Source organism: Buttiauxella sp. (assembly GCF_035271705.1).
GTDB lineage: Bacteria > Pseudomonadota > Gammaproteobacteria > Enterobacterales > Enterobacteriaceae > Buttiauxella.
The window spans coordinates 22230-44377 of sequence record NZ_DATERI010000054.1 but is presented as its reverse complement, the minus strand read 5'-3'; the positions used below and the strand labels follow the sequence as shown (position 1 = coordinate 44377).

General features: G+C 48.8%; 25 protein-coding genes and 2 tRNA genes. 6 read left to right on the top strand and 21 right to left on the bottom strand.

Translation table 11 applies throughout. The features are described 5' to 3' along the window. Positions 1–10 precede the first annotated feature (10 nt). The 9 genes from nusA to rlmE form a co-directional block, all read right to left on the bottom strand. Positions 11–1498, bottom strand: coding sequence for a transcription termination factor NusA (gene nusA, locus VJY99_RS04740; RefSeq protein ID WP_324116794.1), 1488 nt, complete (start codon positions 1496–1498; stop codon positions 11–13). A 27-nt stretch (positions 1499–1525) separates the two neighbouring features. Next, positions 1526–1978 carry a ribosome maturation factor RimP gene (gene rimP / locus VJY99_RS04735; RefSeq protein ID WP_324116792.1) on the bottom strand — a complete coding sequence of 151 codons (453 nt, stop codon included), beginning with the start codon at positions 1976–1978 and terminating at the stop codon, positions 1526–1528. 210 nt (positions 1979–2188) lie between these two features. Next, positions 2189–2265, bottom strand: a tRNA-Met gene (locus VJY99_RS04730). A 59-nt stretch (positions 2266–2324) separates the two neighbouring features. Continuing rightward, positions 2325–2411, bottom strand: a tRNA-Leu gene (locus VJY99_RS04725). 47 nt (positions 2412–2458) lie between these two features. Then, on the bottom strand, positions 2459–2788 hold the full coding sequence (secG, locus tag VJY99_RS04720; RefSeq protein WP_034459692.1) for a preprotein translocase subunit SecG: 330 nt from the start codon (positions 2786–2788) through the stop codon (positions 2459–2461). A 232-nt stretch (positions 2789–3020) separates the two neighbouring features. Then, entirely contained in the window at positions 3021–4358 is a 1338-nt protein-coding gene (glmM, locus tag VJY99_RS04715; RefSeq protein WP_324116789.1) for a phosphoglucosamine mutase, read from the bottom strand. After that, complete coding sequence (folP, locus tag VJY99_RS04710) at positions 4351–5199, bottom strand: dihydropteroate synthase (RefSeq protein ID WP_324116787.1); 849 nt, start codon at positions 5197–5199, stop codon at positions 4351–4353. The genes glmM and folP overlap by 8 nt, the downstream gene beginning before the upstream one ends. Positions 5200–5418: 219 nt before the next feature. Continuing rightward, positions 5419–7362, bottom strand: coding sequence for an ATP-dependent zinc metalloprotease FtsH (ftsH, locus tag VJY99_RS04705; RefSeq protein WP_324116785.1), 1944 nt, complete (start codon positions 7360–7362; stop codon positions 5419–5421). A 56-nt stretch (positions 7363–7418) separates the two neighbouring features. Then, positions 7419–8048, bottom strand: coding sequence for a 23S rRNA (uridine(2552)-2'-O)-methyltransferase RlmE (gene rlmE, locus VJY99_RS04700; RefSeq protein WP_034498825.1), 630 nt, complete (start codon positions 8046–8048; stop codon positions 7419–7421). 125 nt (positions 8049–8173) lie between these two features. Between rlmE and yhbY the strand changes: the two genes are divergently transcribed. Next, positions 8174–8467 (top strand): ribosome assembly RNA-binding protein YhbY, encoded by a 294-nt coding sequence (gene yhbY, locus VJY99_RS04695; RefSeq protein ID WP_034498826.1) that lies wholly within the window; start codon positions 8174–8176, stop codon positions 8465–8467. A gap of 106 nt (positions 8468–8573) precedes the next feature. Here yhbY and greA read toward each other — a convergent pair whose 3' ends face one another. Continuing rightward, positions 8574–9050, bottom strand: coding sequence for a transcription elongation factor GreA (gene greA, locus VJY99_RS04690; RefSeq protein WP_324116782.1), 477 nt, complete (start codon positions 9048–9050; stop codon positions 8574–8576). A gap of 254 nt (positions 9051–9304) precedes the next feature. On the opposite strand from greA, the gene dacB reads away from it, so the two are divergent. From dacB to pmrB, 3 genes are read left to right on the top strand one after another with little or no spacing between them, the layout of a single operon-like run. Continuing rightward, positions 9305–10738, top strand: coding sequence for a serine-type D-Ala-D-Ala carboxypeptidase (dacB, locus tag VJY99_RS04685; RefSeq protein WP_324116780.1), 1434 nt, complete (start codon positions 9305–9307; stop codon positions 10736–10738). 3 nt (positions 10739–10741) lie between these two features. Further along, a complete protein-coding gene (gene pmrA, locus VJY99_RS04680; RefSeq protein WP_324116778.1) occupies positions 10742–11404 on the top strand; it encodes a two-component system response regulator PmrA in 663 nt (220 codons plus the stop codon). Beyond that, positions 11401–12459: a two-component system sensor histidine kinase PmrB gene (gene pmrB / locus VJY99_RS04675; RefSeq protein WP_324116776.1), complete on the top strand. Its 1059-nt coding sequence runs from the start codon at positions 11401–11403 to the stop codon at positions 12457–12459. Before pmrA ends, pmrB begins: the two co-directional genes overlap by 4 nt. A 50-nt stretch (positions 12460–12509) precedes the next feature. Here pmrB and cgtA read toward each other — a convergent pair whose 3' ends face one another. The 4 genes from cgtA to rplU all read right to left on the bottom strand — a co-directional run bounded on the left by cgtA (position 12510) and on the right by rplU (position 15352). Next, positions 12510–13685, bottom strand: a complete 1176-nt coding sequence (gene cgtA / locus VJY99_RS04670) for an Obg family GTPase CgtA (RefSeq protein WP_324116774.1) — start codon at positions 13683–13685, stop codon at positions 12510–12512. A gap of 16 nt (positions 13686–13701) precedes the next feature. Beyond that, positions 13702–14667, bottom strand: a complete 966-nt coding sequence (locus VJY99_RS04665; RefSeq protein ID WP_324116773.1) for a DMT family transporter — start codon at positions 14665–14667, stop codon at positions 13702–13704. Between the two features lie 97 nt (positions 14668–14764). Continuing rightward, a complete protein-coding gene (gene rpmA, locus VJY99_RS04660; protein ID WP_024549632.1) occupies positions 14765–15022 on the bottom strand; it encodes a 50S ribosomal protein L27 in 258 nt (85 codons plus the stop codon). An 18-nt stretch (positions 15023–15040) separates the two neighbouring features. After that, positions 15041–15352: a 50S ribosomal protein L21 gene (rplU, locus tag VJY99_RS04655; RefSeq protein ID WP_034459723.1), complete on the bottom strand. Its 312-nt coding sequence runs from the start codon at positions 15350–15352 to the stop codon at positions 15041–15043. 261 nt (positions 15353–15613) lie between these two features. Between rplU and ispB the strand changes: the two genes are divergently transcribed. Then, the gene (gene ispB, locus VJY99_RS04650) at positions 15614–16585 is read left to right on the top strand and encodes an octaprenyl diphosphate synthase (RefSeq protein ID WP_324116768.1); all 972 of its coding nucleotides are present in this window, start codon (positions 15614–15616) and stop codon (positions 16583–16585) included. A 223-nt stretch (positions 16586–16808) separates the two neighbouring features. After that, the gene (sfsB, locus tag VJY99_RS04645; protein WP_324116766.1) at positions 16809–17072 is read left to right on the top strand and encodes a DNA-binding transcriptional regulator SfsB; all 264 of its coding nucleotides are present in this window, start codon (positions 16809–16811) and stop codon (positions 17070–17072) included. 42 nt (positions 17073–17114) lie between these two features. Here sfsB and murA read toward each other — a convergent pair whose 3' ends face one another. From murA to mlaF, 7 genes are all read right to left on the bottom strand, one after another. Then, positions 17115–18383 (bottom strand): UDP-N-acetylglucosamine 1-carboxyvinyltransferase, encoded by a 1269-nt coding sequence (murA, locus tag VJY99_RS04640; RefSeq protein ID WP_324116764.1) that lies wholly within the window; start codon positions 18381–18383, stop codon positions 17115–17117. A 53-nt stretch (positions 18384–18436) separates the two neighbouring features. After that, positions 18437–18691 (bottom strand): BolA family iron metabolism protein IbaG, encoded by a 255-nt coding sequence (ibaG, locus tag VJY99_RS04635; protein ID WP_034459734.1) that lies wholly within the window; start codon positions 18689–18691, stop codon positions 18437–18439. A gap of 125 nt (positions 18692–18816) precedes the next feature. Beyond that, complete coding sequence (gene mlaB, locus VJY99_RS04630) at positions 18817–19119, bottom strand: lipid asymmetry maintenance protein MlaB (protein WP_324116760.1); 303 nt, start codon at positions 19117–19119, stop codon at positions 18817–18819. Beyond that, positions 19119–19748: a phospholipid-binding protein MlaC gene (gene mlaC / locus VJY99_RS04625; protein WP_324116758.1), complete on the bottom strand. Its 630-nt coding sequence runs from the start codon at positions 19746–19748 to the stop codon at positions 19119–19121. Before mlaC ends, mlaB begins: the two co-directional genes overlap by 1 nt. A gap of 18 nt (positions 19749–19766) precedes the next feature. After that, entirely contained in the window at positions 19767–20318 is a 552-nt protein-coding gene (mlaD, locus tag VJY99_RS04620) for an outer membrane lipid asymmetry maintenance protein MlaD (protein ID WP_324116757.1), read from the bottom strand. A gap of 4 nt (positions 20319–20322) precedes the next feature. Then, entirely contained in the window at positions 20323–21105 is a 783-nt protein-coding gene (gene mlaE / locus VJY99_RS04615) for a lipid asymmetry maintenance ABC transporter permease subunit MlaE (protein WP_324116812.1), read from the bottom strand. A 7-nt stretch (positions 21106–21112) separates the two neighbouring features. Further along, positions 21113–21928: a phospholipid ABC transporter ATP-binding protein MlaF gene (gene mlaF / locus VJY99_RS04610; RefSeq protein WP_324116756.1), complete on the bottom strand. Its 816-nt coding sequence runs from the start codon at positions 21926–21928 to the stop codon at positions 21113–21115. Between the last annotated feature and the right edge of the window lie 220 nt (positions 21929–22148).

Here is a 22148-nt window from a genome sequence, read left to right as displayed (position 1 = left end):
CTACAGTTTATTACGCTTCGCCGCCAAACCAGCAGATATTGCGAGCAGCCATAATCAACTCACCGGCCTTCTCGTTGGTTAAACCTTCAATATCTGACAGATCGTCGACACCTTGCTCAGCCAGGTCTTCAAGCGAGCTCACACCGCGCGAAGCGAGTTTAAATGCCAGGTTGCGATCCATACCTTCGAGGTTTAGCAGATCCTCTTGAGGTTTGTTCTCGCCCAGGCTTTCTTCCTGCGCCAATGCCAGTGTGGTGAGGGCGTTTTTGGCGCGATCACGTAATGCTTCCACTGTATCTTCATCAAGGCCATCAATTTCCAGCAACTCTTTCAATGGCACGTATGCCAATTCTTCGAGAGTGGAGAAACCTTCTTCTACCAATACAGTGGCGAAATCCTCGTCGATCTCGAGGTATTTGGTAAAGGTATCAATGGCCGCATGTGCTTCAGCCTGATGCTTGGCTTGCAGGTCATCAACAGTCATTACGTTGAGTTCCCAGCCACTCAGTTGTGCAGCCAGGCGTACGTTCTGACCGTTACGACCGATAGCTTGTGCCAGATTGCCTGCCTCTACCGCGATGTCCATTGTATGTTTGTCTTCATCGACAACAATGGAAGCCACGTCAGCCGGAGCCATAGCATTGATAACGAATTGTGCCGGATTATCATCCCACAACACGATATCAATACGCTCACCACCCAGTTCTGTAGAGACTGCTTGAACACGCGCACCACGCATGCCAACACAAGCACCTACTGGGTCGATACGTTTATCATTGGTTTTCACGGCGATTTTTGCGCGAGAACCTGGATCACGAGCAGCGGCTTTGATTTCTATAAGTTCTTCGCCAATTTCCGGCACTTCAATGCGGAACAGTTCGATCAGCATTTCAGGTTTGGAACGGCTAACAAACAGTTGAGCACCACGAGCTTCCGGACGCACAGCATAAAGCACACCACGGATACGGTCACCTGGGCGGAAATTTTCACGCGGAAGCATGTCTTCACGCAGAATCACCGCTTCAGCGTTGCTACCGAGATCCAAAGAGATATTCTCGCGGTTAACTTTCTTCACGACACCGGTGATTATCTCACCTTCATGTTCGCGGAACTGATCAACAACCATCGCACGTTCAGCTTCACGTACTTTTTGTACGATAACCTGTTTTGCAGTCTGGGTGGTAATACGGTCGAAAGTCACCGATTCGATTTGATCTTCAACGTATCCGCCAACATCGAATGTTGGGTCTTCGAATTGTGCTGCATCAAGGGTGATTTCACGCGTTGGTTGGGTCACTTCTTCTACGATGACCCAGCGGCGGAAAGTATCAAAGTCACCACTTTTACGATCGATGCTGACGCGAACATCGATCTCTTGTTCATATTTTTTCTTGGTCGCTGTTGCCAGTGCACTTTCCAGCGCTTCGAAAATCTTCTCACGCGGCAGTGATTTTTCGTTGGAAACTGCTTCTACAACAGCCAAAATTTCTTTGTTCATCCTGGGTTTTCACCTCAATCCAAACTATTAAAAGTGGGGTACCAGGTTCGCTTTCTGGATGTTGCTCAGCGCGAACACTTCATCTTTGCCTTCCACCGTGACCGTGATCATCTCACCTTCTACGGCTTTAATAATACCCTGCCATTTACGACGGTTTTGCACGGCCATGCGCAACACAATGCTCACTTCTTCGCCAGTAAAGCGAACGTAGTGCTCTGCTGAGAACATTGGGCGATCAAGGCCTGGTGAGGAAACTTCCAGGTTGTAAGCCACAGTGATAGGGTCTTCGACATCCAGTACTGCACTTACCTGGTGACTGACATCAGCACAATCATCAACATTGATGCCATCTTCACTATCAATATAGATGCGCAGCGTAGATTGGCGACCTCGAACAAATTCGATACCTACCAACTCATAGCCCAGCGCCTCGACCGGTGCTGAAATCATCTCTGTTAATTTTTGTTCTAATGTGGACAAGCCCACCCCCAAGAAATAAAAAAAGGGCATATAGCCCAGTTATTCTGAAGTCAGATAACAAAAAACCCCGATAAATCGGGGCTTTATATAACTGAACCCTGTATACCGCAAGTGCGGCCCGGACACCGTCCAGGAGAATTTTTTTCTAAATTCTTCGCGAGGCACCAATTGGTGTTCACAGTATATTTGAAAAAGAACTCTCAGGGAAAGTGGTTGCGGGGGCCGGATTTGAACCGACGACCTTCGGGTTATGAGCCCGACGAGCTACCAGGCTGCTCCACCCCGCGTCCGAAAACGTGGCAAATATTACGCCAGAATTGCATTAAATGCAAGAATTGCTGGGATCTGGTACCGAGGACGGGACTTGAACCCGTAAGCCCAATCGGGCACTACCACCTCAAGGTAGCGTGTCTACCAATTCCACCACCTCGGCACTCTGCGTACGGTAATCACTTCTCACCGTACTAAACTTACTACTTCTTACTGCGGGATATCGCTGCTCGGCTTGGTAGGTGCCGCTGGCTGTGACTCAGTTTTTGTTGGCTGAGTTAAATTATCCCACACACTTCCTTTATCGGTTTTGTTGGTATTGAGGTTACCCAGTACCAGGCTGATGATAAAGAACAGCGTTGCTAACACAGCAGTCATGCGGGTCATGAAATTACCAGAACCACTTGAACCAAACAGCGTAGCGGAAGCGCCTGCTCCGAAGGAGGCTCCCATATCAGCGCCTTTACCTTGCTGCAGCATAATAAGACCTACAAGGCCTAAGGCTACAATAAGGAAAACAACTAAAAGAGCTTCGTACATAATCAACCTGTTCCTTGCGGTATTACCGCATACCAAAGCTTCAAACCAGTCAAGCGGATACGTTTAAGTTTACCCACTGAAGCGGGTGAGAATACTAACCAAAGCCAGAGAGAGGCGCAAGGGCAATTTATTCACATTTCACTGACTGCGGAAAAAAACAGCAATACACGGGGTTTTGTTGAGAAAAAAGGCGACAAGCGCCGCCTTTTTACACAATTTATGCGCAAATGTTTTATACCGCTTTTACTGCATCAGCAATGCGATTTGCGTATTCGATGACCGATGCTTCGTCTTCCCCTTCAACCATAACGCGGATTAAAGGTTCGGTCCCTGATTTACGCAGTAACACGCGACCACGATTGCCCAGTGCTTCTTCCACTTCTGCAGTGACTTTCTTCACTGTTTCATGTTCAAGCGGATCACCGCTGCCCGCAGTAAAGCGAACATTAACCAGGATTTGTGGGAATAATTTCATTCCGCTGCACAAATCGTGCAGGCTCATGTGATTGCGCACCATCGCGGTAAGGACTTGCAAACCTGCAACGATGCCATCACCGGTGGTGGTTTTATCCAGCAGGATCACGTGGCCTGAGTTTTCAGCACCGATTCTCCAGCCCTTTTCCTGCAGTTTTTCCAGTACATAACGGTCACCCACTTTTGCACGAGCAAACGGGATACCCAACTGTTTCAGTGCCAGCTCCAGGCCCATATTGCTCATCAGCGTGCCTACCGCACCACCGCGTAATTGACCCTGGCGTAAACCTTCACGAGCGATGATGTACAGGATTTGGTCGCCATCAACTTTATGACCCAGATTATCCACCATGATGACGCGGTCACCATCACCGTCTAGTGCGATACCGATATCCGCTTTCTCAGCCAGCACGCGCTCTTGAAGCATTCGTACGTCAGTAGCACCGCATTTTTCGTTGATGTTAACGCCGTTTGGTTCGCAGCCCACCGCGATAACAGTGGCACCTAACTCGCGCAGCACATTTGGCGCAATGTGGTAGGTCGCACCGTTAGCACAATCGACGACAATTTTAAGGCCATTAAGGCTTAACTCGTTCGGGAAAGTGCCTTTGCAAAATTCGATATAACGACCGGCAGCATCAACGATGCGGCTGGCTTTACCCAACTCAGCTGAATCCACGCAAGTGATTTCTTTTTCCATTTCAGCTTCGATGGCTTCTTCAACCTCATCAGGCAATTTAGTGCCGTCAATCGAGAAAAATTTAATCCCGTTATCATAGAAAGGGTTATGAGAAGCAGAGATAACAATCCCTGCTTCTGCACGGAATGCACGAGTCAGATAAGCAATAGCAGGTGTTGGCATCGGTCCGGTGAATGAGGCAGACAAACCCGCCGCAGCCAGGCCCGCTTCGAGCGCTGATTCCAGCATGTAGCCAGAGATACGGGTATCTTTGCCGATAATAATTTTACGCGAGCCATGGCGCGCTAAGACTTTACCCGCCGCCCAGCCGAGCTTCAGCACAAAGTCAGGAGTAATTGGGGAATCGCCTACACGACCGCGAATGCCATCTGTGCCAAAATATTTACGGTTACTCATAGCGTTTTTTTTCCTTCGCTGAAAGTGTGGCTTCCACCACGCGCATCGCTTCGACTGACTCTTTCACATCGTGAACTCGAATGATATTAGCTCCCTGCATTGCAGCTATCACTGCACACGCAAGACTGCCACTCAGGCGTTGATCAGGCCCGATGTTCAGCAGTTGGCCAACCATTGATTTCCGCGACATCCCCACCAACAGCGGTAAGCCAAAGTGATGGAGTTCGGATAGTCGGGCTAAAAGTTGGTAATTGTGGGTCAGATTTTTACCGAAACCGAAGCCTGGGTCGAGCAACAATTTTTCTTTTGCGATACCAGCGGCTTCGCAGCGGGCTATTTGGTCGATAAAGAAGCGATTCACATCAGCAAAGACATCGTCGTATTGCGGTGCATGCTGCATATTCTTTGGTTCACCCTGCATATGCATCAGGCAAATCGGTAAACCGGTTTGTGCGGCGGCTTCAAGTGCACCGGGTTCCTGCAATGAACGAATATCATTGATGATATGCGCGCCAACTCGCGCCGATTCACGAATGACTTCAGGCTTAGAGGTATCAACCGAAATCCAGATTTCAAAGCGCTGTGCAATAGCTTCCACAACAGGAATCACACGCGACAGCTCTTCATCAACGCTCACGTCAGCCGCGCCTGGGCGCGTCGACTCTCCACCAATATCAATAATCGTCGCCCCAGCGTTAATCATCGCGTTAGCGTGTTTAACAGCTTCCACTAACGAATTGTGCTGTCCACCATCGGAAAAGGAGTCTGGTGTGACGTTCAAAATTCCCATGATATGTGGATGAGAAAGATCAAGCGTGCTGCCCTGAGCTGTGAGTTTCATCGAGATTCCCTTGAATTGATTGAAGCTATACCCAAAATAATTCGAGTTGCAAGAAGGCGGCAAATGCGAGAATCCCGATGAGCTTACTCAGGTAAGTGATTCGGGTGAACGCACGCAGCCAACGCACTTGCGGCTTGAAGTATGACGGGTATAAAACAAAAACCCCGGGACAAGCCCAGGGTTTTATAGATTACTGCATTAACATCCGGCAGAGACGACTTATTTGTCGCCCAACTGCTCTGACATTGTATTACCAGGATTCGGCGTACGTGGTTCATCGACCGGACGCGGTGCACTTGGTGTACCATTATTATCAGAATTAGAATTGTTGTTGCCGTTGTTTGAATCTTCCCAACCTGCTGGCGGACGCACATCGCGACGATTCATCAGATCATCAATCTGTGGCGCATCGATAGTTTCATACTTCATCAATGCGTCTTTCATGGTGTGGAGAATATCCATATTTTCATTCAGCAACTGGCGAGCACGAGCGTAGTTACGCTCGACCAACAGTTTAACTTCCTGATCGATGATACGTGCAGTTTCATCGGACATATGTTTCGCTTTCGCCACTGAACGACCCAGGAACACTTCACCTTCCTCTTCCGCATACAGCAACGGACCGAGTTTCTCAGAGAAGCCCCATTGGGTAACCATGTTACGAGCGATGGATGTGGCTACTTTGATGTCGTTAGACGCACCAGTAGAAACATGCTCAACACCGTAAATAATTTCTTCCGCAAGACGACCACCGTACAACGTAGAGATCTGGCTTTCCAGTTTCTGACGACTTGCACTGATCGCATCACCTTCCGGCAGGAAGAAAGTGACACCCAGCGCACGACCGCGCGGAATGATAGTCACTTTGTGTACCGGATCATGCTCCGGAACCAGGCGACCAATAATGGCGTGGCCTGCTTCATGGTATGCGGTAGATTCTTTTTGCGCTTCCGTCATCACCATAGAGCGGCGTTCCGCACCCATCATGATTTTGTCTTTCGCTTTTTCGAATTCAACCATCGAAACTACACGCTTGTTGCCACGGGCAGCAAACAGAGCAGCTTCGTTGACCAGGTTTGCGAGGTCAGCACCTGAGAAGCCTGGAGTACCACGCGAAATAATTGCCGGGTCGACATCAGGAGACAACGGCACACGGCGCATATGCACTTTCAGAATTTGTTCGCGGCCACGCACATCTGGCAGACCAACCACAACTTGACGGTCAAATCGGCCTGGACGCAGCAATGCTGGGTCAAGTACATCAGGACGGTTCGTTGCGGCGATAACGATAATACCTTCGTTACCTTCGAAACCATCCATTTCAACCAGCATCTGGTTCAGTGTTTGTTCACGTTCGTCGTGACCACCGCCCAGACCTGCACCGCGCTGACGGCCAACGGCGTCGATTTCATCGATGAAGATGATGCAAGGTGCCGCTTTCTTCGCTTGTTCAAACATGTCACGAACACGGGATGCACCCACGCCCACGAACATTTCAACAAAGTCAGAACCGGAAATAGTAAAGAATGGTACTTTCGCTTCACCCGCAATGGCTTTCGCCAGCAAGGTTTTACCGGTACCCGGAGGACCGACCATCAGTACGCCTTTCGGAATTTTACCGCCCAGTTTCTGGAAACGGCTTGGCTCACGAAGGTACTCAACCAGTTCAGCAACCTCTTCTTTTGCCTCATCACAACCTGCGACGTCAGCAAAAGTAGTCTTAATTTGGTCTTCAGTGAGCATACGCGCCTTGCTCTTACCGAACGACATGGCACCTTTGCCACCGCCACCCTGCATTTGACGCATAAAGAAGATCCAGACCCCAATGAGCAATAGCATTGGGAACCAAGATATGAAAATAGAAGCCAGCAAGCTTGGCTCTTCAGGCGGTTCGCCTACTACTTTCACATTTTTGGTCAGCAGGTTATCAAGCAGTTTAGGATCGTTAACGGGGATGTAAGTCGTGTATCGGTTACTATCTTTCTTGGTAACGTTGATTTCACGTCCGTTAATACGCGCTTCGCGTACCTGGTCCTGATTTACTTCAGACAGGAAAGTGGAGTAATCCACCCTACGGCCATTTGACTCGCTGGGCCCAAAGCTCTGGAACACAGACATCAGCACAACTGCGATGACCAGCCAGAGTATTAGGTTTTTCGCCATGTCACTCAAGGGATTAACCTCATATTACAACTGTGTTAACAAACAGCGTCAGGGTACTATAGTTTTCGCCCAGTCGCTACAATGTACACTTCACGTGAGCGGGCACGAGAAGAGTCCGGTTTACGAACTTTAACTGTCGTAAACAGGGAGCGAATTTCTCGCAGGTATTCATCGAAACCTTCGCCCTGAAACACTTTCACTAAAAAACTACCGCCCGGTGCCAGAACATCACGGCACATTTCCAGTGCCAGTTCTACTAAATACATAGACCGAGGAATATCTACTGCCGGTGTCCCGCTCATATTTGGAGCCATATCTGACATGACAACCTGAACTTTACTGTCACCAACACGATCCAACAGAGCTTTCACGACGAGTTCATCACGAAAATCTCCCTGAAGGAAATCAACACCAACGATAGGATCCATTGGTAAAAGATCGCAAGCAATGATTCGCCCCTGATTCCCGATCTGAGTCACAACATATTGTGACCAACCTCCGGGAGCAGCACCAAGATCGACAATTGTCATTCCTGGCTTAAAAAGTTTGTCACTTTGCTGTATTTCATCAAGTTTAAACCAGGCACGGGAACGTAACCCTTTTTTATGCGCCTGAATTACATATTTATCGCTAAAGTGTTCCTGCAGCCAGCGACCAGAGCTGGCAGAACGCTTTTTACCTGTCATCTCATTTTCCAACTTTGTTCATCGTGAGTAGCAGGCTGTAGAGTTATCAGCACAGCCGATTGGCGATACGAGGGATATGGCGGTAGAATGAACCGTTTTCAATCCCAACGTAAGCAAAAAATACGATGAATCTGAGTACTAAACAAAAACAGCACCTGAAAGGTCTTGCACATCCGCTCAAGCCTGTAGTCATGCTTGGCAATAACGGTTTGACCGAAGGGGTACTGGCCGAGATTGAACAAGCGATCGAACATCATGAGTTAATCAAGGTGAAAATCGCAACTGAAGATCGCGAAACTAAAACCTTGATTGTAGATGCCATTGTGCGTGAAACCGGCGCCTGTAATGTACAGGTTATCGGTAAAACGCTGGTGCTCTATCGCCCGTCTAAAGAGCGCAAGATTTCTCTGCCAAAATAAGCAGAGAGTGTGCAAAATGCCACGCTCTGTTAGTTGATAAAAGGCCGCGATGCGGCCTTTTTCCTTTCTTTACAATACGCCACGTTATAAAAAAGCGTAGCAGATATTATAAATATTCCACTTTTACAATTTCGAACTCTACATCGCCACCCGGTGTGCGGATAACCACAACATCATCCTGCTCTTTACCGACAAGGCCACGAGCAATCGGCGAGTTCACAGAAATAAGATTCTGTTTAAAATCAGCTTCATCATCGCCAACAATGCGATAAGTCTGCTCTTCGTCGTTATCCAGATTCAAAACAGTCACACTCGCGCCAAAAATGACACGGCCGTTATTAGGTATTTTTGTGATATCGATTACCTGAGCATTGGACAGCTTAGCTTCGATATCCTGGATACGACCTTCACAAAAACCCTGTTGCTCACGCGCAGCATGATATTCAGCATTTTCTTTTAAATCGCCGTGTTCGCGGGCATCAGCAATCGCGGCAATAATTTCTGGGCGGCGCACAGACTTCAGGAAATCCAGCTCTTCACGTAATCTTTCTGCGCCACGTAGGGTCATCGGAATAGGTTGCATTGTTATACCTCTTCAAAACTTTCCTGTTCAGAACTGCCCTGCGGCACCTCTGAATCCAGGGCCAGGTTTACATAAAAAAAAGCAAACCCCTGGCACTGAGCAAAATAAAACTGACCCGGCGCAAAGCACCAGGTCAGGAACGGTTTCCAAATTGACCTGTATTTTACCCTGGAGTTCACTGAGGGTCATCGTTTACTTTGCACCACGATGCACCGTAGTATGACGGCATGTTTTCAGGTTGTTACCACGAGATTATGCGATTTTTTAGATTTGTCATTGGATTGACCAGTGCAGTGGTGTTTAGCGTCCAGGCTGCCAACATAGAAGACTATACATCCCAATTACCTGCTGGCGCGAATCTGGCTTTGATGGTGCAAAAAGTCGGTGCGACCGCTCCCTCTATTGACTATCACAGTCAACAAATGGCGCTGCCTGCGAGTACTCAAAAAGTCATCACGGCTCTGGCGGCCCTACTACAATTAGGCCCAGACTTCAGGTTTACGACCGCCCTTGAAAGCCATGCTCAAGTCAGTAATGGCGTCTTACAAGGGGATCTTATTGCGCGATTTGGTGGCGATCCAACGTTAAAACGCCAGGATATTCGCAATATGGTGGCCGTCCTGAAAAAATCAGGTGTGCAACAAATTCAGGGCAATGTGCTGGTCGACACCTCGGTTTTCGCCAGCCATGACGAAGCACCGGGTTGGCCGTGGAATGATATGACGCAGTGTTTTAGCGCTCCGCCAGCCGCCGCCATTGTCGACCGAAACTGTTTCTCAATTTCACTCTACAGCGCACCAAAAGCTGATGATTTAGCGTTTATTCGCATCGCTTCTTACTACCCGGTCGTGATGTTCAGCCAGGTTCGCACGCTGGCAAAAGGTTCCCCGGATGCACAATATTGTGAGCTGGATGTCGTTCCAGGCGATTTAAATCGCTTTACGCTAACAGGTTGTATGACACAGCGAGCAGATCCTCTACCGCTGGCATTCGCGATACAAGATGGCGCAAGTTACGCCGGTGCGATTTTGAAAGCTGAGCTAAAAGAAGCAGGCATCAGTTATAGCGGAACACTGTTACGTCAAACACAAACTAATACTCCAGGAACGGTTATTGCCAGTAAGCAATCGGCTCCACTGCACGACTTGTTAAAGGTGATGCTTAAGAAATCGGACAACATGATTGCCGATACCGTTTTTCGTACCATCGGTCATAACCGTTTTGGTGTGCCGGGAACCTGGCGTTCCGGATCGGATGCCGTTCGACAGATCCTTCGGCAAAAAGCAGGTGTTGATTTAGGCAATAGCATCGTAGTCGATGGTTCGGGATTGTCGCGTCACAATCTCATCTCCCCCGCCACCATGATGCAGGTTTTGCAATATATCGCCCAGAATGACAACGAACTGAACTTTATTTCAATGTTACCGTTAGCGGGTTATGACGGCTCATTACAATATCGTGCGGGCCTTCATCAGGCCGGTGTTGATGGCAAAGTTTCTGCAAAAACCGGTTCACTACAAGGTGTTTATAACCTTGCTGGATTTATTACCACTGCCAGCGGTCAAAGAATGGCCTTTGTGCAATATTTGTCAGGTTATGCTGTAGAGCCTGCCGATCAACGTAACCGCCGTATCCCATTAGTGCGCTTTGAAAGCCGTCTCTATAAGGATATCTACCAGAATAATTGAGTTATGAAACTGCTGATTGTTGAAGACGATTTACTGTTGCGGGAAGGCCTGGTGCTGGCACTGAGCGGCGAGGGATATGCGCTTGATTGTGCAACAACCGCCGCTGAAGCAGATGCGCTTATCGAAAGTGGCGAATACGGCATGATCATTCTTGATCTTGGCCTGCCAGATAAAGATGGCGCCACACTATTAAGACAATGGCGACGTCGCAGTATCAGCACCCCGGTGCTGATACTGACGGCTCGCGATGCGCTGGAAGACAGGGTCAATGGACTGGATTCAGGTGCCGATGATTATCTGGTCAAACCCTTTGCTCTCGCTGAGTTGCAAGCCCGCACCCGCGCCCTGATCCGCCGTTATCAAGGGCATAGCGATAATCTTCTTCAGCATGATGATCTGACACTCAACCTGCAAACTCAGCAGGTCATGTTGCAAGAAAATCCCGTCGAAATCACTCCAAAAGAGTTCGCTTTACTCACACGTTTGATGATGCGTATCGGGCAGACCGTACATCGTGAAACTTTGCAGCAGGATATCTACAGCTGGCAGGACGATCCTGGTTCAAATACGCTTGAAGTGCATATCCACAACCTAAGGCGTAAATTAGGTAAAGACAGGATCAAAACCGTCCGTGGCGTGGGTTATCGACTGGACAGCCGAACATGAATAGTATGCGTCGGCGTTTGATGATTCTCCTCGCACTTATTCTTTTGTTTTTCCAGCTAATTAGCGTTATTTGGTTGTGGCATGAAAGCCGCGAGCAAATCAGTTTTCTGGTCAGCGAAACACTATCAGCTAAATCACGAAATCAACATGTAGAGAAGGAGATCCGCGAAGCCATTGCATCGTTACTGGTTCCTTCTCTGGTTATGGTCGGCTTCACGCTGTTCTTCTCATTCTGGGCGATTACCTGGATTACCCGTCCATTGAATCGCCTACGCACAAGCCTGGCTAATCGGTCTGCTGACAACCTGTCACCGCTGTCGATATATTCAGGTATGGAAGAGGTGGTGGCCGTGACCAACTCACTGAACCAACTCCTGGCGCGACTGAACCATACTATTCAGCAAGAACGCTTATTTACCGCAGATGCCGCACATGAACTACGGACACCTCTTGCTGGGATTCGGCTACACCTCGAGTTAATGGCAAACTCAGGCATTCAGCAGGCTCCTATGCTGTTGGAGCGTATCGACCAGCTGATGCACACCATTGAGCAATTGCTGATGCTGTCACGCGCTGGACAAGCGCTGGCGAGTGGTCATTACGATACACTTAACTGGTATCGTGACATCATTTTGCCACTCAAGATGGAAATGGAAGAAATAGTGGCCTTGCGCCAGCAGACCATTATCTGGCCACAAGAAAGCCAAAATATCGTTCAGGGCGATGCTGTGCTGCTCCGCCTGATGTTACGTAACTTGATGGAAAATGCATCTCGCTATAGTCCGACTGATAGTACCATCCAGGTATCATTAGCCGCCCAGGACAACGGAGCGAAGCTAACGGTATCAGACCAGGGGCCTGGTATTGACGAAAAACATCGCCAGACAATTATCGATCCCTTCCGTCGAATGGATGAACGTTATGGTGGGAGTGGGCTTGGGCTGAATATTGTTCAACGAATCGTCCAGCTTCATCATGGCAATCTAACATTAGATAACGGTACTGATGGTGTTGGTCTTCAAGCAAGCTGCTGGATCCCGTCGCTAAGCCAATAAAACAGAAATAAAAAAGGCCGGAAATTTCCGGCCTTTCATAAGATAACGTGTTATTTCTGATAGATGATTTCGACACCTTCGTCGTCATCTTCATCCCAGTCGTCATCCCAGTCTTCGTCTTCTTCTGCTGCTTCTACCGCATCGAGTTGCTGCTGATGATAATCATCCCACATAAACTCGACTTTCTCTGGAGCGACAGGTTGAAGCTCGGCAACTTTCGGGTTAGCAATGATGAAGTCCATTACATCCCAGCACAGAGCATTCACGCCTTCGCGATTAACCGCAGAGATCAGATAGTACTTCTCTTCCCAGCCCATTGCGGTCGCGATTTCTTTGGCACGCGCTTCGGCATCTTCTTTGCTCATCAAATCGCATTTGTTGAAGACCAACCAGCGTGGCTTCTCAGCAAGTTTCTCGCTGTATTTTTCCAACTCACCAATGATGACTCGGCCATTTTCAACCGGATCTGACTCATCAATTGGCGCGATATCGATGAGGTGCAACAGCACACGACAACGCTCCAGGTGCTTCAGGAAGCGGATACCGAGGCCTGCGCCTTCAGCGGCACCTTCAATCAACCCTGGGATATCAGCAACCACAAAGCTCTTCTCGTTATCCATACGAACAACGCCAAGGCTTGGAATCAATGTGGTAAACGGATAGTCCGCAACTTTTGGTTTTGCCGCTGATACAGAGCGAATAAACGTAGATTTACCCGCATTCGGTAAACCAAGCATGCCCACGTCAGCCAACAGCAGTAGCTCAAGCTGGATATCACGTTTCTCACCTGGCGTACCCATGGTCTTTTGACGCGGTGTACGGTTTACAGATGATTTGAAACGGGTGTTACCCAGACCGTGCCAACCGCCCTTAGCCACCATCAGCCTCTGGCCATGCTGGGTCATATCACCCATGGTTTCGCCAGTACCCTGATCGATAACACGCGTCCCTACAGGCACTTTAACACTGCTGTCTTTACCACGTTTACCGGTGCAGTCACGGCTCTGACCATTTTGACCACGTTCAGCGCGGAAAGATTTCTCGAAGCGATAATCGATCAATGTGTTGAGGTTTTCATCGGCTTCAAGCCAGACATCACCACCATCACCACCATCACCACCGTCCGGGCCACCTCTGGGAATATATTTTTCACGACGGAAGCTAACGCAGCCGTTACCGCCATCACCTGCTACGACCAGGATCGTTGCTTCATCAACAAACTTCATTTCACTTCTCCGTAAATCATTCGCCCGAACGTTGTACTGGAAGAACAGCTTCGGTTTTGCGCCAACGTCCCCAAAGACGGTGACCAATGGCTGAATACATTGCACCTGCAACCACGATGAACGCGCCGGTATAACCCACGAGGTTAAGTAACGGCATAGCGAAGAAATCGGGCCAGGCTAACGCTAATAAATCTGAAAATAGCAAAGTAAACAGCGGGGTCAGCGTAATAATGGCGCTAACCTGTGCCGCCTGCCACCGTGCCATGGCTTCTGCCAGTGCCCCATACCCAACCAGTGTATTCAGGCCACAGAAAACTAAACATGCCAATTGCCAATGACTGAGTTGGAAAACTTTATCCAACTGAGCCAACGGCAAAAGCGCAAGAGTACATAAAGTGTACAGCAAAAAGAGGATCTGTTGCGAGGCCAGGCGGCGTAATAATACCTTCTGCGCCACACCATAGGTGACCCACACTATCGCCGCCAGAACACCGAATATCACCCCAAGGGTGTAATCTGTCAGGCGGGTGAAAATTTCTATCAGGCTGGTGTTAAAGAACATCACCAACCCGCAAAGTAACATTATGGCTCCGATGACTTGTGTGCCGCGCATCTTCTCTTTGAGCACAACCACACTTGCCACCATCATTCCCACAGGGGAAAGCTGGCCAATTACCTGAGATGCCGTTGGACTCAGGTACTGCAACGATGAACTAAACAGCAAAAAGTTTCCGAACAATCCACCTGTAGCAATCGCGAGCAAAGCCAACCAACGTGGTTTTCGGAACAGGTGTAAAGGCGGTAATTTTCCACGTATCGCGAGAATACTACCGAGCCCTAAGCTTGCCATCAGAAAGCGATAAAAGACCACTGTAGGGGGTTCCATTACCGTCAGCACTTGTTTCATCGCTATTGGCAGTGCTCCCCAGCAAATTGCTGTAGTAAGCGCCAACAGAATGCCAATGCCTGCCTGCTGTTTCATTGCTAAATCCCTGCGACTACTAATTTACCGGTCGCAGAATGTAAAAAGCCCCGCAACGTATTGCGGGGCTTCTATCCGTTACCGGGACGCGAAAAACTTATTCAGCAACGATGCTGATAAACTTACGGTTTTTCGGACCTTTAACTTCGAACTTAACTTTACCGTCAGTCAAAGCGAACAGAGTATGATCTTTGCCGCAACCTACGTTAGTACCCGCGTGGAATTTAGTACCACGTTGACGAACGATAATGCTGCCTGCCAGAACTGCTTCACCGCCAAAACGTTTTACGCCCAGACGTTTAGCTTCGGAATCGCGACCGTTACGAGTAGAGCCGCCAGCCTTTTTATGTGCCATTTAATATGCTCCCCTGTATTAAGCGCTGATGCCGGTGATTTTCACATCAGTGAACCACTGACGATGACCCTGCTGCTTACGGTAGTGTTTACGACGACGAAACTTAACAATCTTAATTTTCTCGCCACGACCATGAGCAACAACTTCAGCTTTGATTACGCCGCCATCGACGAAAGGAACGCCGATTTTGATTTCTTCACCATTAGCGATCATCAGAACTTCTGCGAACTCAACTGCTTCGCCAGTTGCGATGTCCAGCTTTTCCAGGCGAATGGTTTGACCTTCGCTTACTCGGTGTTGTTTACCACCACTTTGGAAAACCGCGTACATATAAAACTCCGCTTTCCGCACGCACCCTACGTATGTTTCAGGTGGCGCTATAAATATTCACAATAGGGCGCGAATATTACGCAAAACGAGAGCCTTTGACAAGCCCTGTCATGAAACAGAGTAGAAAAAAAACGCAACATCACACCAGCCGTTTATCTGCCTCGTTTTTTCAGTACAATCTGTACTACATTATTACTCCTCTACCCTCACGTGATTTCGTATAGACATGTGGTAAACAGGACTTTATGCCAGAATTTTGCGATGAATTTAGAAAAAATTAATGAGTTAACCGCGCAAGATATGGCGGGTGTCAATGCGGTCATCCTTGAACAGTTGAATTCAGATGTCCAATTGATCAATCAGTTAGGGTATTACATCGTCAGTGGCGGTGGTAAGCGTATCCGCCCAATGATTGCTGTCCTTGCTGCTCGTACGCTAGGTTATCAGGGTAATGCGCATGTCCATATTGCAGCTCTCATCGAGTTTATTCATACGGCGACGTTATTACATGATGACGTAGTCGATGAGTCAGATATGCGCCGTGGGAAGGCCACAGCCAACGCAGCCTTCGGCAATGCAGCCAGTGTTCTGGTCGGTGATTTTATTTACACCCGCGCCTTCCAGATGATGACCCAACTCGGTTCACTCAAGGTGCTTGAGGTCATGTCCGAAGCGGTCAATGTGATTGCAGAAGGTGAAGTCCTGCAATTGATGAACTGTAATGACCCAGATATCACCGAAGAAAGCTACATGCGGGTAATCTACAGCAAGACAGCACGCTTGTTTGAAGCGGCGGCCCAATGTTCCGGCATTTTGGCTGATGCGACTGTAGAGCAGGAGAAAGCGCTTCAGGATTATGGCCGCTATCTGGGGACCGCATTCCAGCTCATTGATGACCTGCTGGATTACAGCGCTGATGGGCAAACCCTGGGCAAAAATGTCGGTGATGACCTTAACGAAGGCAAGCCTACTCTCCCGCTCCTACACGCCATGCGTAACGGCAGTGCGGAGCAAGAAAAAATGATTCGTGAAGCCATTGAACAAGGTAACGGGCGTCATTTGCTGCAACCGGTTCTGGATGCGATGGCGGACTGCGGCTCCCTGGAATGGACTCAATTACGAGCAGAACAGGAAGCTGACAAAGCGATTACTGCCTTGGCTATTTTGCCAGAAAGCGAACACAAACAGGCGTTAATTGCCTTGGCTCATATGGCTGTTCAGCGCGACCGCTAAACTCTTTAGCGCGCCATCAAAAGGCGCGCTAAGTTTCCAATAAATATTTCACCCTCTTTCTTCCCCCCTCTCCACACCATGCTGTTTTCATTGGTTTTCATTTACTTTGTGTGGATTAACACAGATTTGGTTTTTCACGCAATTATTGGAATCATTTGAATGATCATCATGCTATAACTTCCCATGATTAAACCGGTAAAATGAAGCGATTACAGGGAGAAACATGGAAAGTAAAAATTCTGACTGGCACCCAGCAGATATCATCGCAGGGCTACATAAACGGGGAACATCGCTGGCGGCGGAATCACGAAAGGCGGGACTGAGTTCATCGACTCTTGCTAACGCGTTGTCACGTCCGTGGCCAAAAGGTGAATTGATTATTGCGCAGGCACTGGATATTTCACCGTGGATGATTTGGCCCTCTCGCTACTATGACCCACAAACTAATCAGTTTATAAATCGTGCGAAATTGATACGTAAGCGATAAAAAAAACCGGGCATGCCCGGTTTTCTCTTTTAACAACGGAAATTATTCGCCGCCACTGCCTTTCACACGCTCAATCTGCGCGCCCAACGCCTGAAGTTTATCTTCAATGCGCTCGTAGCCACGATCAATGTGGTAAATACGGTCAACTACAGTGGTCCCTTCAGCAATACAACCTGCCAGCACGAGGCTTGCCGATGCACGCAGGTCGGTAGCCATCACTTGCGCACCAGACAGTTTTTCAACGCCGTGGCAAATCACTGTATTACTTTCAATCTCTGCATGTGCGCCCATACGAATCAGTTCAGGGACGTGCATGAATCGATTTTCAAAGATGGTTTCGGTGATAATCCCCGTGCCTTCAGCCACCAGGTTCAACAAAGTGAACTGTGCTTGCATATCAGTCGGGAAACCAGGGTGCGGAGCAGTACGCACTGTCACACCTTTAGGGCGCTTGCCGTGCATATCCAGGCTAACCCAGTCGGCACCCACTTCGATATCTGCACCTGCTTCACGCAGTTTCGCCAGCACGGCATCAAGCGTGTCTGGTTGAGCATTGCGGCAAACAATTTTGCCACCTGAAATCGCCGCTGCAACCAGGAAAGTACCCGTTTCGATACGGTCAGGTAATACACGGTAAACGCCGCCACCCAAACGCTCAACGCCTTCAATGGTGATGCGATCGCTGCCTGCGCCAGTGATTTTTGCACCCAACGTATTCAGGAAGTTCGCTGTATCAACGATTTCCGGCTCACGGGCTGCGTTTTCAATGATGGTGGTGCCTACAGCAAGCGTTGCAGCACTCATGATAGTGACAGTGGCGCCAACGCTCACTTTATCCATCACGATGTGCGCGCCTTTCAGACGCCCCTGTACAGAAGCTTTAACGTAGCCTTCTTCCAGTTTGATCTCAGCACCCAGTTGCTCAAGACCTGTAATATGCAGATCCACTGGACGCGCGCCAATTGCACAACCGCCCGGCAACGAAACCTGACCCTGGCCAAAACGTGCAACCAATGGTCCCAGTGCCCAGATAGATGCACGCATGGTTTTCACCAAATCATACGGCGCACAGAAAATGTTAACGTCGCTGGCATCAATCCACACAGAACCATTACGTTCGACCTTAGTACCCAGCTGGCTTAACAGCTTCATGGTGGTATCAATGTCTTTCAGTTTTGGAACGTTCTGAATCTCAACTGGCTCTTCAGCCAGCAAGGCAGCGAAAAGGATCGGCAGGGCAGCATTCTTCGCCCCGGAGATCGTCACTTCACCACTCAGTCGGGTTGGCCCCTGAACACGAAATTTATCCATTACAACTGCTCTCTTTTAAATTCAAGTCGTTACAACCCGCCGTGGCGAATTGCTCAAAAACCATTAAGTTTACGATCGCGATCCCACTCTTGTGGAGTATAAGTCTTGATGGAAACCGCATGAATGCGGTTATCAGCAATCAGCTCCATCAGTGGCGCATAAACTGTCTGTTGCTTCTTCACGCGACTTAATTCGGCGAATAACTCACCCACCGCAATCACCTGAAAATGGCTGCCATCGCCTGAGACGTGGACTTCCTGTAGGGGCAGTGCGTTCATCAGCACTGTCTGGATTTCATGATTTTCCATGGGATATAATTCGTCGATTAATGAAACAAGCCACACATCTTAGAGGAAAGTGGCGCTAGCTTAAATAAGCAAAAAGCCCCTGATCTCAATAGATCAAGGGCAATGATAGTAACGCTATGAAAACACTAGCCTGCAAAAGCAGGAAGGATGTCTTCTGGTAGGTTATAAAGTTTAGTCAGTGTCTGTAAGTTTTCACTGGCCCCCTGGAGCTCCACTTCAACGTTTTGTCGTCTGGCGAAAGCCACAAGATGAATCAGCAGCGCTAAACCTGAGGTATCAACCCGCGATAAACCCGAAAGGTTAAACACCTTGATACCTGCCATGATTTGCTCACGTTGGCGCCATAAAGGCCCCACGGTGTCGCTATCCAGCTCACCCACAAGGTGCAAGGTTGCTGCTTCACGCTGCCAGTTAAGCTCACCTGCCATTACTTTTTCGCTTCCAGGGTAATTGGCATGCGAGAGATAGTTTGCAGTTGCGCCGTCAAACCATCGATACCTTTGGTACGCAGAATATCACTCCACTCATTTTGCTTAGTGGTTATCATACTGACACCTTCAGCAATCATGTCGTATGCCTGCCAGTTACCGGTCTGGGTGTTTTTACGCCACTGGAAATCAAGACGTACCGGTGGACGACCGTTTGGATCGACGATGGTGACACGAATCGCAATGATAGTGGCATCACCTAGCGGCTGCTCAGGGGCGATTTGGTAGGATTGCCCGTTATACATAGCAAGAGCCTGGCCGTAAGCTTGCCTCAGATACTCTTCGAATGCTTTGAAGTAAGCATCACGCTGAGCAGGTGTCGCATCTTTATAATAACGGCCCAGAACCAGAGCCCCGGCGTATTTAACTTGCACATAAGGTAGCAGTTCCTGACCAACGACCTGGCGCAAGTGGTCAGGGTTTTGGCGAATTTGAGGCTGCTCATTTTTAAGACGATCAAAAGTCTTTTGCGCAGCTTCACCCATCTGCTTGTAAGGATTACTTTGGTCCGCAGCATTCGCCAGCGGCGCGATGACCAGCATAGCAATCATAATAAGTCGTTTGAACATAACACTTTTCCTCTTAGATTAGTGCGTGGTACCAGGCTGTGGCGCTGCACTATTATTCTCTGAATCCTGCGATGGGGAATCTCCTGATTTCTGATTGTCACCATTTCCGCTCTTATACAGGAATTGGCCAATCAGGTCCTCCAGCACCAGCGCTGATTTCGTGTCCTGAATCGTCCCGCCTTCTTTAAGGATAGATGAACCGAGTTCTGGGTCATCAAAACCGAGGTTCAACGCCAGATATTGCTCACCCAGCAAACCTGAAGTGCGGATGGCCAGTGAACTGGTATCCGGAATATGGTCATAGCGTTTTTCGATATCCAGGGTAACACGAGGTAAGTAAGTTTTTGGATCCAGAGCAATATCGTCAACACGTCCAATCACCACACCACCAAGGCGCAGTGGGGAGCCTGTTTTCAGACTGCCGATGTTATCAAAAGTCGCATAAACCCGGTAAGTGGGATCATTGCGCAACGAAGTGACGTTCGCCACTTTCAGACACAAGAATACGATGGCGGCCAACGCAATAATTAAAAAAGCGCCAACCCCAGTTTCAAATTTCTTAGTTTGCATGACCTTAATTCCCAAACATCAGTGCTGTGAGCACAAAATCCAGACCTAAAACAGCCAATGAAGCATGCACAACGGTTCGTGTTGTTGCCCGACTAATCCCTGCAGACGTCGGAATAGCATCGTAGCCATTGAATAATGCAATCCAGGTCACTGTTATCGCAAACACCACACTTTTGATGACACAGTAAACCAAATCAGTACGCCAGTTGACGGCGTTTTGCATTGCAGACCAGAAGAAGCCAGCATCGATTCCCTTCCAGTTCACACCCACCAACGCCCCACCCCAAATACCGACCGCGACAAAGATAAGTGTCAGCAAAGGTAATGAAATCACACCGGCCCAAAAACGAGGTGAAACGACCCGGCGCAGAGGATCAACTGCCATCATTTCCATACTGGAGAGTTGTTCTGTTGCCTTCATTAAGCCGATTTCTGCAGTCAGCGCTGAACCGGCACGCCCGGCGAATAGCAGTGCGGCGACGACGGGGCCAAGCTCTCGTAGTAATGACAAAGCAACCAACATACCGAGGCTTGATTCCGCAGTGTAAGTCGTCAGAACCAGGTAGCCTTGCAGGCCAAGCACCATGCCGATAAACAAGCCGGAAACAATGATGATAATCAGCGACAACACGCCGACGTTATACAGTTGGCGAACAAGCAAAGGCGCGTGTTTGCGGAATTCCGGTTTCCCCACCACCGCATTGAAAAGCATTATCCCAGCCCGGCCAAATGACGCGCAGGTTTTCAATCCCCGCCGCCCGAATGATGCCAGTGCATTAAAGAACATGAGCAACTTAACTCCCTGTTTTTGATAATAAGTCATTCCGATAATCCATCGCCGGATAGCGGAACGGTACTGGCCCATCGGCAATACCATCGAGGAACTGACGCACTCGCGGATCGCAATTTTCACGTAGGGCCGCAGGGGTACCTTCAGCCACAATGTGCTGATCCGCTGCAATATAGGCGTAATCGGCAATACTCAACACTTCAGGAACGTCATGAGAAACCACAATACAGGTGACACCCAGGGCGCTATTCAATTCTGAAATCAGTTTGACCAACACCCCCATAGTAATAGGGTCCTGACCAACAAATGGCTCATCAAACATGATCATATCGGGTTCGAGTGCGATGGCACGAGCGAGCGCTGCACGTCGGGCCATGCCGCCTGAAAGTTCGTTAGGCATCAGTTTTGCCGCACCACGTAATCCCACGGCCTCAAGCTTCATCATCACGGTGCTATGCAGCAACTCTTCGGGCAAGCGGCGGTGTTCACGCAGTGGGTATGCCACATTTTCAAAAACATTGAGGTCGGTAAACAGTGCGCCAGATTGGAACAGCATACTCATGCGTTTACGAACATTGTATAAACGTGAGCGCGACATAGCGGGCACGTTTTCACCGTCAAACAGGATTTCACCACTGTCGGGTTGAATTTGACCACCGATCAACCGCAATAAAGTTGTCTTACCAATACCTGAAGGCCCCATTATGGCGGTAATTTTACCCCGTGGCACGTTCAGTGAGATATTGTCAAAGATGCGCCGACTACCGCGCGTAAAACTTACACCGCGAATTTCGACCAGATTCGTCTGTGTCTGGCTCATCGTCTTTCCTTTTTTATCAAGTTCACGGACGAAGCATTATTTGGAAACTCAGTTCCAACCAATATCCTTACAGAATATTACGCGTCCTGATTAGCGAAAACTGGCATTTGTTTTACTTTTCTGCCACATAAAGTCAGAATTAAGAATCTTGCCCGGCCCTACAGATCTGTATGCTCTGCCGGTACTTTCACAGCACAAGACCGGCGATTATACCTGAATT